This window comes from Massilia antarctica, assembly GCF_015689335.1.
Lineage (GTDB): Bacteria > Pseudomonadota > Gammaproteobacteria > Burkholderiales > Burkholderiaceae_D > Telluria_A > Telluria_A antarctica.
The window spans coordinates 310,860-323,702 of record NZ_CP065053.1 but is presented as its reverse complement, the minus strand read 5'-3'; the positions used below and the strand labels follow the sequence as shown (position 1 = coordinate 323,702).

The following is a 12,843-nucleotide window of genomic DNA, read 5'->3' as shown; positions in this document are numbered from 1 at the left end:
TTGACCGATGGGTCCACTTTAGACCGCCCGCAGCGCGGCGCGGTTGAGCAGGGCGCGGTCGTACAGGTGCAGCACGAACACCGGCGTGTCGGGCGCTGCGGCGTTGAGTTCCTCGATGGTGGGCATGCGTTTTTCGGCGAACTGGAATTCGGTCCAGCCACCCACCACGCGCACCCATTGCGGCGATGGCGTGCGTTCGGCCTGTTCGCGCAGCATGCGCATGGCGTCGGCCAGCGAGGGCACGCCTTCCCAGCGCAGTTCCAGGTTGTAGTTCAGGCCTCCGCGGATCAGGTGCATGTGCGAGTCGTTCAGGCCCGGGATGACGGTGTGGCCGGTCAGGTCGATGACCTGGGTGGTGGCGCCGCGGTGGCGCATGACGTCGGCGCAATCGCCCACCTCGATGAAGCGCTCGTTGGCGATGGCGACCGCGTTGGCGATTGGGTTGGCACGGTCGGTGGTGTGGAAGCGGCCGTTGATCAGGATGAGGGAGGCGCTCATGCCGCGTCCTTGTCGTTCGCCGGCGCTTGCAGGCCGGTGATTTTTGGGGCGCATTCGGTGGCGAACCAGGCGCTGGTGAGCGGTTCGCCGGCGATGACCCGCTTGGCGATCGGGACCATCTGTTCGCCGATCAGCATTCCAAGCAGGCCCAGCAGCGCGATGGCGGGCGGGGCGGGCGAACGCACCTGGATCAGTGCGTAGATGATCCCTACCAGCACGCCGGCTCCGATCGACATCAGGTACATTGCTCACTCCTTCAGATAGCGCAGGGCCGAACGCCGGTCCTGTCGAAAACGAGTATGGAAGACGGGGCGCCGGCGCGATAGAATCAGGATGCTGTTTTTGCCAAATGCGTGTTTGCCAGTCGTTCGCGCCGCCCCCCGCCGCGTCGTTCCCGCGCAGGCGGGAACCCAAGTATGTACCGCAGCCACTGCGGCTCGACGAACTTGGGTTCCCGCCTTCGCGGGAACGACGGGAGGGGGAGCGACGTTCACCTATTTTTTGCCAAGGCCCCATGAAAAAACTCCTTCTCCCCGTTCTCCTGATGCTTGCCGGCGTCACCAGCGCCGCCGGGCAGCCCGCCAAGGTCGTCCAACTGAACCAGATGGCCAAGCGCTTCGCGCCGGTCGAGCTGCGCGCCGATACGTCGGGCCTGTCCAAAGGCGACAAGGCCGCCATCGTCAAACTGATCGAAGCGGCCAAGATCGTCGATACCTTGCAGCTGCGCCAGCGCTGGGCCCATAACGAAGCCCTGTGGAGCGCGCTCAAGAAAGACAAAAGCGCCCTCGGCAAGGCGCGCCTGAATTATTTTTGGCTGAACAAAGGCCCGTGGTCCATCCTCGACGGGAACGACTCCTTCATGCCCGCCACCTATGCCGGTATCACCATTCCGGCCAAAAAACCGGAAGGCGCCAATTTCTACCCCGAAGGCGCGAGCAAGGCGTCGCTGGAAGCGTGGATGAACGCGCTCGCGCCCAAGGACAAGGAACAGGCGCAGTGGTTTTTCACCACCATCCGCACCGGCGCCGATGGCAAATTCACCACCGTCACCTACGCCGAGGAGTACAAGGCGGAGCTGGAAAAACTGGCCACCTTGCTGCGCGAGGCCGCGGCATCGACCGACAACGCCTCGCTCAAGAAATTCCTGACCCTGCGCGCCGCTGCGTTTTTATCGAACGATTACCTGGCGTCCGATTTCGCGTGGATGGATCTTGATTCCCCGGTCGACATCACCATCGGCCCTTACGAGACGTATAACGATGAACTGTTCGGGTACAAGGCCGCGTTCGAGGCGTACGTGAATATCCGCGACGAGAAAGAGACGCGCAAGCTCGATTTCTTCAGCCAGCACATGCAGGAGCTGGAAGACAATCTGCCGCTCGACAAGCAGTACCGCAATCCCAAGGTCGGGGCGCTGGCGCCGATGGTGGTGGTCAATCAGGTGTATGGCGCCGGCGACGGCAATATGGGCGTGCAGACGGCCGCCTATAACCTGCCGAACGACGAGCGCATCATCAGCGAGCGCGGTTCCAAGCGCGTGATGCTGAAAAATATCCAGGAAGCGAAGTTCACATCGACCCTGACCCCGATCACGAAACTGGTGCTGCGCCCGGAAGCGCAAAAGGACCTCGATTTCGATTCCTTCTTCACGCACATCCTGGCGCACGAAATCACCCACGGCCTGGGACCGCACGCTACCGTCCAGGATGGCAAGGCGTCGACCCCGCGCCAGGACCTGAAGGATGCGTATTCGACCATCGAGGAAGCCAAGGCCGACATGGCCGGCCTGTGGGCGCTGGCGTACATGATGGACAAGGGCCAGCTGAAAGACACCCTGGGCCAGGGCGAACTGGCCGAGCGCAAGCTGTATAACACCTTCCTGGCGTCGGCATTTCGCACCCTGCATTTCGGCCTGACCGATTCGCATGCGCGCGGCATGGCGATCCAGCTCAATTACGTGCTCGATAAAGGCGGCTTCGTGTCGCATGGCGACGGCACGTTCTCGGTCGATTTCAAGAAGATCAAGCAGGCGGTCGTCGACCTGAACCGCGAATTCCTGACCATCGAGGCTACCGGCGACTATGTGCGCGCCAAGGACATGATGGCCAGGTACGTGGTCATCCGCCCGGATGTGCAGAAGGCGCTCGACAGGATGAAAGCGGTGCCGAACGATATCCGCCCGGCGTTCACCACGGCGGCGGCGCTGGCAAAATAAACCGGGCCGGCATGGTGGGAACGCCAATCATGCCGATCTGGACAGACAGGAAAACCACGCACGCGCGTGGTCTTCACCTGCTTTGTTGTTCCCGAATACGCTTGTCCGCGCGGAGTTGATCGCCGGTCGCGGCCAGGGTCGCCACGCCAGCCAGGCCGGCACCGAAGGGCAGGGCGCTGGCGCGGGTTCCGGCTGCGCCGCAAGCGGCGTCCCGGCCCGCCCGGATGGCCGGCGCGAGTCAAGCTGTCAACATTGTTGCTGACGAGTGGCAAACCTTCTGATTGTTTGCGCCAGCGCTAGCTTGACATGGCGCCATGTTGAAAATTTTCCACAAGGAAAGATATTTTTCCCAAAGCGTCCCAGAGGTCTATATTATTGCTCATAGGCATTTATAGACCTCCTGAGGAAACGCCATGTTAAAGCCCCTTTTGACTGCCCTGCTCGTCCTGATTCCCGCTGCCGCCACTGCTGGCGCCACCCTCACCGAGCTGGAAACACGCTGGCTGACCGCCGCCTCGCCCGTGTTGGCGTATTCGCAACGTATGAACTTGCCAATAGATATCACCGTGCAACCGAAAGCCCGCCCCGGCGACGTGCCGCTGGCGATGGGCTTTGTCGACGGCCGCTGCAAGCTGGTGCTGTCGATGCGCGGCAACCCCGAGGCGGAGAATATCCTGCACAGCGTGCCGGAAGCCGAGCGCGCGCTGCTGATCGAAACCATGGCGGCCCACGAAATCGGCCATTGCTGGCGTTACGTGCAGGGCGTGTGGCACGCCTTGCCGGCCGGCTTCGTCGAAACCGGCGAGGAGCAGGCGCCCGATGTGCAGTTGCTGGCCGAATCGAAAGCCATGCGCGAAATGCGGCGCGAGGAAGGCTTTGCCGACCTGGTCGCGCTGGCCTGGGTGCAGCGCCAGCATCCGGCGCAATACGGCCGCGTGTACACCTGGCTGTCGAGCCTGCGCGACACTGTGCCGGTCGAGCGCAGCGGCCACGATACCCGCGCCTGGGTGCGCCTGGCGAAGAACGCCGACGCTTTCGGCACCGGCGCCAGCCCGTTCGACGCCGCCGTGACGATGTGGCAAGCCGGCTTGCTCCATGATGAATAAGCTGCGCGCCGCGATGCTGCTGGCGCTGGCCGGCGCCGCGGCAGCGGCCCCGATGGCGAGCGCCGCCCCGGCCACCGAAGCCCAGTGGATCGCCGCCGCCACCGAAGCGGTCGCCTACGGCCGCGCGCAGGGCTTGCCGATCGACCTGGAAGTGGTGGACGGTAACGGTTTGCCCGGCCACACGCCGGTCGGCTTGTCCAGCGAAAACGGGCGTTGTACCCTGGTCGTTTCGGCCAGCAATAATCCGACCGCCGACAAGCTCAGTTCCATGATTGCCCCCGACCTGCTGGAACCTTTTCTGGCCGGCGCGGCAATGCATGAAGTAGGCCATTGCCACCGTCGCCTGCACGGTTTTCCGCACAACGAAAAACTGTTGCCGGTGGTGGCCTGGATCGCCCCGCTGCGCGACTGGTTCGCGCGCCGCGTGCGCACCGAGGAAGCGTATGCCGACATGACCTCGGTGGCCTGGATCGCGCGCTTCCATCCCGAGCGCTACACGGCCCTGGTCAATGAAATGCTGCGCGTGCGTACCCGTTTCCGCGAACCCAAGCACGACACGGTGGCCCTGCTCGAACGCGCCCTCGCCGAGGGGCCGCAAGATGCAAACGAGAATCTCTTTGCCCTGGCCGATGAGCGATTAAACAGATATCGATAGTCGTTTTGCGTCCGTATGTACGTTGTCGCACAGATGTTGCGCGTGGTTAGGATGTTAAATCCGTCTACCAACAACCATACATTAAGGGATCTCACCATGAAGCCTATCGTCGCCACATTGCTTGCCACCGCCCTCAGCGCCGCTTTCGCCAGCGCCTATGCCGCCGAGACGCCCACCAAGACCGATACCGCGACCTACCGCACGATGACGCACAAGGCCGCCGCCGACTACAAGGCAGCCTGGGCGCAGTGCAAGGACATGAGCGGCAATGCCCGCAACCTGTGCATGGAAGAAGCCAAGGTGGTGCGCGCGCGCGCCGACCTGGCGGCCCTGACCGATTACAACAATACCCTCAAGGGCCGCACCCAGGCCCGCACCGACCTGGCTGACGCCGACTATTCGCTGGCCAAGGTCAAATGCGCCGATGCCATGGGCGCCGAGAAAGACAGCTGCCTGAGCAATGCCCGCGCGGTGCACACCGCGGCGCTGGCCGATGTCAAGGCCGACCGCGATATCCGGGTCGCCAGCAGCGCCACCACCGATACCATGAGCCCGGTGACCCGCACCACCACCACCGATGCCACCAAGGCGGCGGCCGTGGACAAATGCGCCCAGGTAGCGGGCAGCCCGAACACCGGCTGCCTGGTCGATAACAACAACCGTGCCGCGGCCACCACGACCACCACCACCGGCGCCGTGGCCAACCGTACCGAGATGGCGGCCGACAGCGCCGTCCAGCGCAGCGCCAACGCGGTCGACCGTGCCGCCGACAAGACCCGTGCCGCCGGCGCCACCGTGGCTGCCAAGACCGAGCGCGCGATCGACACCATGGCCGACAAAACCGAGCGCGCCGCCGACAACATGGCTGACAAGAGCGACCGCGTCGCCGAAAAATCGGGCGCTGTCATGGCCGATTCCGTCATCACCACCAAGGTCAAGGCCGACATCTTCAAGGAGCCTGAGCTGAAATCGATGGCGATCCACGTGGAAACCGAAAAAGGCGTGGTCATGCTGAGCGGCTTTGTCGATTCCAAGGCCGATGCCGAGAAAGCCGTGCGCCTGGCCAAGAGCGTCGATGGCGTGACCGCGGTCAAGAGCGCGATCAAGGTCAAGTAAGCCGAGTTCTTGCGCTTTCCAGGCCGCCCCGGGAAATCCGGGACGGCCTGTCGGAAAACGGCGGCCCCGAACGGCGCGACGATGCGATTGTGTTGCATTGCTGCACCGTTCGGGGCTTTGTCGCTGCAATCCATGGCGCCGCACCCGCCCCAAGGTATAATTTTCCCGTGAACAGACTAGAAGCCTTTGGATATATTGCCGCGCAAGCCGCCCGCGGGGAGATCACCCTCCCCACCAGCGTGAATGCCGCCTTGCGCCTGCAACTTGCACTCGACAATCCCGATTGTCATATCGAAGACGCCATCAAGCTGGTGCTGGGCGAGCCGCAACTGGCCGCGCGCACCGTCGCGCTGGCCAACTCGGCCGCGTTCAACCGCAATGGCGACGCCTCGATCACGAATGTGCGCGCGGCCGTCATGCGGGTGGGCTACCGCAGCTTGCAGACCCTGGTCGCCAGCCTCGTGGTGCGCCAGTTCGGCATGCGCATCGTCGATCCGGTGCTGCGCGCCAAGGCCGAGCAATTGTGGGAACACACGGCTCACGTGGCGGCGCTGGCCCAGGTGCTGGCGCGGCGCGTGACCTTCGTCAATCCCGACACCGCCATGTTCGCCGCCATCGTGCACGAAGTGGGCGGCTTTTACCTGCTCTCGCGTGCTGATGAATTTCCCGGCCTGCTCGACGACGATCCCGAAAAATGGGCGGAATTGTGCGAGGAAGTGGTCAGCCGCGAAGTGCTGAAAAAGCTTTCCATTCCCGAGACCGTGACCCAGGCCATCCTGGCCCTGCGCGATGGCTGGCTCACCATGCCGCCCAGCACCTTGCTCGACACCCTGTTGCTGGCCAATCAGTTCGCGCCCGTGCACTCGCCGCTGGGCGTGCCGGACGAGCCGCTGCCGGACCATGCCGATTCGGTGCTCGACTTCGTCATCGACAACGACACCCTGCAAGCCATCCTCGACGAGTCGGCCGACGAAGTCAAATCGATGAGCGCCGCGCTGCTGGTCTAGCCAGGACAATCAAAGTACGGCGCTGGTCGACGACTCCACTGCCGCTGGACATGCTGGGCGGCTTGATCGAGCGCGCGCGGGACAGCCCGGTGGACAGTCCGGTCAGCGGCCCGGTCGATGAATGCGCTGCCACGCAAGGCCGATCCATTCGTGGGTGGCGTAATACGAGCGGAACATGCCGCTCCAGCCGGGCACGAACATCAGCGGCGAGAGCGTGCCGTGCGCATGGAACATGGTCGGGGCCGGCACGACTTCCAGCCCGGCCGCCACGAAGGCGCGCTCGGCGCGCGGCATGTGCATGGCGTGCGTGACCAGCAGCACGCGCCGCACGCCGGCCGCCTTGAGGATGGCGGCGCTGTAGACGGCGTTCTCGGTGGTGTCGGCCGAGCGCTCCTCGGTCCAGGTCACGGCGGTGCGGAAATCTTCGCGCAGGGCGCGCGCCATGGTGCTGGCCTTGGGCGCAATGCCCTTGTCCGGCTCGCCATTGCCGCCGCTGACCAGCAGCGGTAGCCCGGTCGCGTGCTGCAAGTGGGCCGCGTAGCGCAGGCGCACCAGGGCCACGTCGTCGGGAATATCGGCGCCGTATTCGGGCGCGGCATGCACATTGCCGGCGGCCAGCACGACGATGGCCTGGGCCCCGCTGGCGCTGGTTCCGGCCAGCGGCGCGGTGAGCCCTTCGAGCGGCTGCACCAGCAGCAAGGAGCCGGCATTGGTCGACAGTACCAGCAGCGCGGCCAGTCCGACGCCGCTGACGGTGCGCCCGCAGCGCGGCCAGCGCCGCCGCAGCGCGTAGCCGGCCAGGATCAGCACGATCAGGCTCATCGGCGGCATGAGCAGCACGCGCACGAGGACATCGATCATGCGGGCACTTCCCGGTCCAGGCCTGGCGCAGGCCGCGTACGTGCTTTCCTCACAGGGCGGCCCAGGCCTGGCGCAGGCCGAGCACGTGGACCATGCCGATTCCCAGGCAAATGGCCGAGCTCCAGCCCCAGAAGACCACGCTGCGGCCCGGCATCAGGATCATCATCGGCACAAAGGCCAGGCCGCGCGCCACGTAGACGGCGGTGATGGCGCACAGGATCACGCGCAGCAACGGCAGGCGCGGCAGCACGCCGGCGCCGGACAGGGCGTACGCGGCCCAGACCAGCAGCACGGCAGTGATGCCCAGGGTGACGATGGCGGGATACGAGGAACCGGATTCGGCCATGCGCGCCATCGGCTCGCCCGCGCCAAGGGCGCGATACCAGGCGGGACCGCCGGCAATGCAGGCCAGGTGCAACGCAGCGGCGGCGGCGCTCAGGGCGGCGCCGGTCAGGAGAAAGTGGGCGGATGGCTCGGGCATGGGTGGCAGGCGGGGCAGGTTGTCGCGAGAATGGGGACGCATAGGTTACTGTGTGCGCCAGGAAATTGGCTTTCAGCGTAAAGTCATTATAAGATTAACAAAATGCATTGTGGAGCAGAACATGAAATGGGAAGGTAATCGCGAAAGCGACAACGTGGAAGATGTGCGCGGTTCGGGCGGCGGCGGTGGCGGGTTTGGCTTCGGCGGACGTTCGGTCGGCATCGGTACCATCGTCATTGCGCTGGTGGGCGGCTGGATCTTCGGCATCAATCCGATGACCTTGCTCAATATCATGAGTGGCGGCGGGGGCGCGGTGCCGGTGCAGCAGCAACAGGGCCAAGCCCCTGGCGTACCGGCCAACGACCGCGGTAGCAAATTCGTGCGCGTGGTGCTGGCCGATACCGAAGATGTCTGGACCAAGCTGTTCAGCGAACAGGGCGGCACCTACCAGAAGCCGGCCTTGCAACTGTATTCCGGCCGTACCCAGACCGCTTGCGGTGCGGGCCAAGCCGCGACCGGGCCTTTTTATTGCCCGGCCGACCGCAAGGTGTATCTGGACATGAGTTTTTTCCAGCTGATGCAAGAGCGCTTCAAGGTCGAGGGCGAGTTTGCCCAGGCCTACGTGATTGCCCACGAAATCGGCCACCACGTCCAGCATGCGATGGGCCTGACCGACAAGGTCGACGAGGCGCGCCAGCGCGGCACGGAAAAACAGGCGAACGCCATGTCGGTGCGCCTGGAATTGCAGGCTGACTGTTTTGCCGGGGTATGGGCTTTCCATGCCAACCAGTCGCGCGCGATCCTGGAGCAGGGCGACGTGGATGCCGCGCTGAAAGCGGCAACGGCCATCGGCGACGATGCCTTGCAGCGCCAGTCGCAAGGCCATGTGGTGCCCGATTCCTTTACCCATGGCAGCTCGGAGCAGCGTGCGCGCTGGTTCAAGCGCGGCCTCGACGATGGCAAGGTCGCCTCGTGCGATACCTTCGGCGCGCGCCAGCTGTGATCGAACGCGCGGCGATTCGCTCGGATCGGTCCGCTACAGCTAGTGGCCGCTGAGCGCTTCGGCGCCGGCCATCAGTGACTCGACCGCGCGCTCGAACACGGGCGCGTGTTCCACCGTGCGCAAGGTTTCATTCTGCAAGGCCGCCAGCAGCGCATCGCGGGTGAAGGTCGATGGCGCCGCCTGGCCCTTGACCGAAAACAGATACAGGCTGCCGCGCGGGCTGACCGCGTTCAGGCGCGCCGGCACGTAGCGGCCGTCCACGGCCAGCTCGAATCCCGCGCCCGGCAGCGCCATGCCCAGCCATTCCTGCTCGTCGGCGGCGTGCGCGGCGCTGTTGCCGGCGTCGGTGTACAGGTCGGCGCGGATGCCGCGCTGCTCCAGCGCCGCTTCGAGCTGGGCATGGCCGATGCTGACCGGATCCCGGCCCGCTTCGCGCTCCCCCCCGAAGGCGGCAAAGTGCGCGCGCAGCTGCTCCAGATCCATGGCCTTGGCCGATGCCGGCTGGCGGTTGCCCAGCACATCCATGTGGACCATCACCAGCTGGTCGAGCGCGGCCTTGGACACCGTCTCTCCCATGCCGATCGCCGCCAGTCCCTCGCGTACCCGTTTCACCAGGCTGGGCAGCATGCGGACCATCCGGCTACGCTCTTCCGGGGTGCTCTTTTCCTGCGCACTCCACACCAGCTCGGCCAGCATCGCCTGGCTGGCGGCCGCATCGCCGCCCGGCTGGACCAGTACCCGGCTCCACATATCCGTAACGAAATTGCCGACGCGCGGATCGACATCGAGCGGGGCGAGCAGGGCGCCCAGGGCGGTGGCGGCGTCGCTCTGGCGGGCACTGCCCGCTTCAACCATGCCGATGGCGTCGATGCAGCGCGCCAGGCCCACGTCGCTGCGCGGCAGCAAGGTCGACACAAACTGGTCGAGCTTGCGCTGGCCATCGGCGAAGGTCGTCATGTCGGTGTCGAAGCGTTCCAGCACGCCGTCCAGGACCGTGTCGATTTCCCCTTCCAGGGCCGGGTAGCATGCCATGTCCGGGGTGATGCCGGTCGCTACCGTGCCGATCCGGTCGAGCAGGCGGCGCGCGGGATGCGTCGTGTCGTGCAGCATCGATGGGTCGAGCATGGCGGCGCGCAAGAAGGGCAGGTGCAGGCGGCCGAGTTGCTGACGCACGCCTTCGGGTAATTGCTCGTCGTGCACGATGGATTCGAACAGCAGGCTCACCAGGTCGACGGTAACCCGGTCCGGCTCGCTGATGGCCGCATCGGCAAGCTGGGCGCGCAAGTCGAGCGGACCGGGCTGGCGCGCGCCTCTGGCGCTCGCGGCTGCTTGTGCCTGTTGCATATGTTTTAACTGGGCATCGAGGGCGCTGTGCGCCTGGCCGCCCGAGACCGGGACCGGGGCTGGGGCCTCGTCATGGCGCGGCGGACGCGCCGCTTTCGGCTGGTTGAAAACATTCCAGACCATTTCCTGCAGGTCGGGCGCATGCGGCTGCCCCGGGGTATCGGGCAGCGCCTTGCTGTGTTGCTGCATCAGGCGACGTAATTCCGGCAGCATGCGCGCTTGCTTGGGCTGGGCCGGTTTGCCCGGCTGGCCGTCCGGGGGAGTGCCCGTCATCCCGTGGCCGATGAGCTGCTCGGCCGCCTTTTGCCAGGCGAGCCGCTCGCGCTGGGCGCGCGTGAGCGCGCTAGGGCGGGCGGTCAGCTTGCTTGAAATACCACGCGATTTAAATACTTCTTCTATTGCAACGTAATATCCTGGCAAGCAATGTACCATTGCAACGGAAAGCACATCGAACAAGGCTTTCGACTGGTTTTCGTCGCGGATCGTTTCGCGCAGGGCTTCATGCAGCGAGCGCGCCAGCAGATACGGACGGAAAGGGTTTTCGCGTTCGCGCACCTCGGGGTCGCCGTGCAACTGGGCGATCATGAGGTTCAGGCGGCCCAGGCTGGGCTGGTCGGCGTCGCGCAGGCGCATCACCATGCGGTCGATTTCGATTTGCCGCGTCACCACGTCATCCTCGATGAGGGTCAGGTTATCGGCACTGATCTCCTCGAGGCTGGCGCGGGAGTCCATGTACATGGTGTGCATGGCGCGTTCGAGGTAAGTGGCAAAGTGGTGTTGCATGCGCTCCAGCAGTTCGGTGCCGTGCTCGCGCAAGCCCTGGCGCGCGTGCATGAGCAGGCGATCGTCGCCGCGCGCGGTGCTTTTCGCGGCCTTGTCCAGGTTGACCCCGGCTTCGGCCAGGGTTTGCGTGGCAAGGACGTGAAAACCCGACAGTGCGGGTTGTTTCGCAAGCTGGAACACTCTTTTTGGTATTTGCATGGCGTTTTTTGTGCTCAAATGGATGAGCTGTCCCCGGGTTCTGAAAGCCATGATAGCGCATCGGGGCAACAAAGTTAGCCTGAATGCACTGTTCAGTTGCATTAATTTAATGAAGATGTATAAGATACAATGCTTGTTCGCGACCTTTCTCTATGCGTGTTGGCGAACCGACCACATGTACGATCAACCTTAGTATCCCAGAATGAAAATTTTCGCAGAACTCGATGATGCGGTGCTGAACCGAACTGTTCAGGCCAGTAACGACCCGATCGCGGTGGCCACAGCCATGGCCGCTCCGCTGCGGCCCGAGTCACGCCCTTTGCGCGTGATCGGGCGCGGCGATACATTGACGGCGCAAAAGGTTGAGGTCGGCATTATTTTGCAAGCCATGCTCGGTACCGGAGGCGCCGCGGAGTATTTGTCCGATAACGCCGTCCATATCAGCGTGTCCTTGCGCGTGCTGACCAAACCAGCTTTGCGGCGCGGCAATCACGACGAATTCGGAATTCCTACCGACCTCGACGCTTGAGAAAGCGTTGTTTTCCGGCGATTAAGGCGCTGGCGGCATGGCCGGATGGCGCCGCCTCACCACGGTTGCACGGCAAAGTGATCGACAAGAAAATCAAGTAGGGCGCGTACCGCCGGCGACAACTGCCGCCGCGACGGATAAATCGCATAAATCGTCAGGGCCGGCATCCGCCACTGCGGCAGCACGCGCACCAGGGCGCCGCTGGCGAGCACCGGGTTCACCAGATAGGTTGGCAACATGGCGATGCCGCCGCCGGCCACGGCCGACGCCAGCAGGGCGGTGGCGTCATTGGCGCTGAAATAACTGAGCACGCCGACCTGGAGCGCTTCGTCATCGCGCGCGAACGACCAGATGCTGCGTCCCACGTTGGCGTGGCTGAGGCAGCGGTGTTGTTCCAGTTCCCGCGGCGCGGCCGGCGCCCCATGCGCGGCCAGATAGGCGGGCGCGGCCACCAGCAAGGAATCGCACTGGGCCAGCGGGCGCGCGATCAGCAAGGGCGACGGTTCGGCGCTGATGCGGATGGCCAGGTCGATCCGCGCTTCGACCAGATTGAGCGCGCCTTCGTTCAGATTCAGGTCGATGTTCAGGCGCGGATGGCGCGCCGTGAAGCGCACCAGCGCCTGCGCCAGTTGCGCGTGCCCGAAGGACAGGCTGCAGGTGACGCGCAACAGTCCGCGCAGCTCGCCGCCGCTGGCGGTTTCCTCTTCCATGTTCTCGCTCAGCGCCAGCATTTGCTGGCTGCGCCGCAGGCAGGTTTCGCCCGCATCGGTGAGCGTGACCCTGCGCGTGGTGCGCTGGAGCAAGCGCGTGCCCAGCCATTTTTCCATTTCGGATATGTAACGCGTCACCATCGCCCGCGACATGTCGAGCTTGTCCGCGCTGGCGCTGAAGCTGCCGCTGCCGGCCACCTCGACGAATACCCGCATTGCCGTCATTCGATCCATTTGTCCGATCCATGAAACAGTGATGATCAGTTTAACCCGTTTATCCGGACGAAAGACCTCACTACACTGCAGGCTTCCTTAAAACAACTATATCGGAGTCCGT

General features: G+C 64.6%; 12 protein-coding genes and 1 pseudogene. 7 read left to right on the top strand and 6 right to left on the bottom strand.

The genetic code is table 11. The annotated features are described in order from the left end of the window. Positions 1–21 precede the first annotated feature (21 nt). Positions 22–498 (bottom strand): annotated as a pseudogene (locus IV454_RS01510) (amidohydrolase family protein); the annotation flags it as partial. After that, positions 495–743: a DUF1427 family protein gene (locus IV454_RS01505; protein WP_054264272.1), complete on the bottom strand. Its 249-nt coding sequence runs from the start codon at positions 741–743 to the stop codon at positions 495–497. The pseudogene IV454_RS01510 and the gene IV454_RS01505, both read right to left, overlap by 4 nt. A gap of 269 nt (positions 744–1,012) precedes the next feature. Between IV454_RS01505 and IV454_RS01500 the strand changes: the two genes are divergently transcribed. The 5 genes from IV454_RS01500 to IV454_RS01480 all read left to right on the top strand — a co-directional run bounded on the left by IV454_RS01500 (position 1,013) and on the right by IV454_RS01480 (position 6,597). Further along, complete coding sequence (locus IV454_RS01500; protein ID WP_206089874.1) at positions 1,013–2,713, top strand: DUF8614 domain-containing protein; 1,701 nt, start codon at positions 1,013–1,015, stop codon at positions 2,711–2,713. Between the two features lie 413 nt (positions 2,714–3,126). Beyond that, positions 3,127–3,819, top strand: coding sequence for a hypothetical protein (locus IV454_RS01495; RefSeq protein ID WP_206089873.1), 693 nt, complete (start codon positions 3,127–3,129; stop codon positions 3,817–3,819). Beyond that, the gene (locus IV454_RS01490) at positions 3,809–4,474 is read left to right on the top strand and encodes a hypothetical protein (protein ID WP_206089872.1); all 666 of its coding nucleotides are present in this window, start codon (positions 3,809–3,811) and stop codon (positions 4,472–4,474) included. Before IV454_RS01495 ends, IV454_RS01490 begins: the two co-directional genes overlap by 11 nt. Before the next feature lie 96 nt (positions 4,475–4,570). Then, on the top strand, positions 4,571–5,590 hold the full coding sequence (locus IV454_RS33280) for a BON domain-containing protein (RefSeq protein WP_282961394.1): 1,020 nt from the start codon (positions 4,571–4,573) through the stop codon (positions 5,588–5,590). Positions 5,591–5,757: 167 nt separating this feature from the next. Continuing rightward, the gene (locus IV454_RS01480; RefSeq protein WP_206089871.1) at positions 5,758–6,597 is read left to right on the top strand and encodes an HDOD domain-containing protein; all 840 of its coding nucleotides are present in this window, start codon (positions 5,758–5,760) and stop codon (positions 6,595–6,597) included. Between the two features lie 102 nt (positions 6,598–6,699). On the opposite strand, the gene IV454_RS01475 is transcribed toward IV454_RS01480, so the two are convergent. Together IV454_RS01475 and IV454_RS01470 are read right to left on the bottom strand one after the other, a co-directional pair. Further along, entirely contained in the window at positions 6,700–7,458 is a 759-nt protein-coding gene (locus tag IV454_RS01475; RefSeq protein ID WP_206089870.1) for a YdcF family protein, read from the bottom strand. 49 nt (positions 7,459–7,507) lie between these two features. Further along, complete coding sequence (locus tag IV454_RS01470; protein WP_229521989.1) at positions 7,508–7,981, bottom strand: hypothetical protein; 474 nt, start codon at positions 7,979–7,981, stop codon at positions 7,508–7,510. Positions 7,982–8,060: 79 nt separating this feature from the next. On the opposite strand from IV454_RS01470, the gene ypfJ reads away from it, so the two are divergent. Then, complete coding sequence (gene ypfJ / locus IV454_RS01465; protein ID WP_054264264.1) at positions 8,061–8,942, top strand: KPN_02809 family neutral zinc metallopeptidase; 882 nt, start codon at positions 8,061–8,063, stop codon at positions 8,940–8,942. Between the two features lie 39 nt (positions 8,943–8,981). Here the strand turns inward: ypfJ and IV454_RS01460 are convergent, their stop codons facing one another. Further along, positions 8,982–11,267, bottom strand: coding sequence for a DUF1631 family protein (locus IV454_RS01460; protein WP_206089869.1), 2,286 nt, complete (start codon positions 11,265–11,267; stop codon positions 8,982–8,984). 202 nt (positions 11,268–11,469) lie between these two features. Here IV454_RS01460 and IV454_RS01455 point away from each other — a divergent pair, with 202 nt between their 5' ends. Continuing rightward, positions 11,470–11,796, top strand: a complete 327-nt coding sequence (locus tag IV454_RS01455; protein ID WP_206089868.1) for a hypothetical protein — start codon at positions 11,470–11,472, stop codon at positions 11,794–11,796. 56 nt (positions 11,797–11,852) lie between these two features. Here the strand turns inward: IV454_RS01455 and IV454_RS01450 are convergent, their stop codons facing one another. Further along, entirely contained in the window at positions 11,853–12,740 is an 888-nt protein-coding gene (locus tag IV454_RS01450; protein WP_206089867.1) for a LysR family transcriptional regulator, read from the bottom strand. Positions 12,741–12,843: the final 103 nt, after the last annotated feature.

Coding starts and splice junctions, on each gene's coding strand:
- IV454_RS01505 (WP_054264272.1), bottom strand. CDS start 743: ATGTACCTGATGTCGATCGGAGCCGGCGTGCTGGTAGGGATCATCTAC.
- IV454_RS01500 (WP_206089874.1), top strand. CDS start 1,013: ATGAAAAAACTCCTTCTCCCCGTTCTCCTGATGCTTGCCGGCGTCACC.
- IV454_RS01495 (WP_206089873.1), top strand. CDS start 3,127: ATGTTAAAGCCCCTTTTGACTGCCCTGCTCGTCCTGATTCCCGCTGCC.
- IV454_RS01490 (WP_206089872.1), top strand. CDS start 3,809: ATGATGAATAAGCTGCGCGCCGCGATGCTGCTGGCGCTGGCCGGCGCC.
- IV454_RS33280 (WP_282961394.1), top strand. CDS start 4,571: ATGAAGCCTATCGTCGCCACATTGCTTGCCACCGCCCTCAGCGCCGCT.
- IV454_RS01475 (WP_206089870.1), bottom strand. CDS start 7,458: ATGATCGATGTCCTCGTGCGCGTGCTGCTCATGCCGCCGATGAGCCTG.
- IV454_RS01470 (WP_229521989.1), bottom strand. CDS start 7,981: ATGCGTCCCCATTCTCGCGACAACCTGCCCCGCCTGCCACCCATGCCC.
- ypfJ (WP_054264264.1), top strand. CDS start 8,061: ATGAAATGGGAAGGTAATCGCGAAAGCGACAACGTGGAAGATGTGCGC.
- IV454_RS01460 (WP_206089869.1), bottom strand. CDS start 11,267: ATGCAAATACCAAAAAGAGTGTTCCAGCTTGCGAAACAACCCGCACTG.
- IV454_RS01455 (WP_206089868.1), top strand. CDS start 11,470: ATGAAAATTTTCGCAGAACTCGATGATGCGGTGCTGAACCGAACTGTT.
- IV454_RS01450 (WP_206089867.1), bottom strand. CDS start 12,740: ATGGATCGAATGACGGCAATGCGGGTATTCGTCGAGGTGGCCGGCAGC.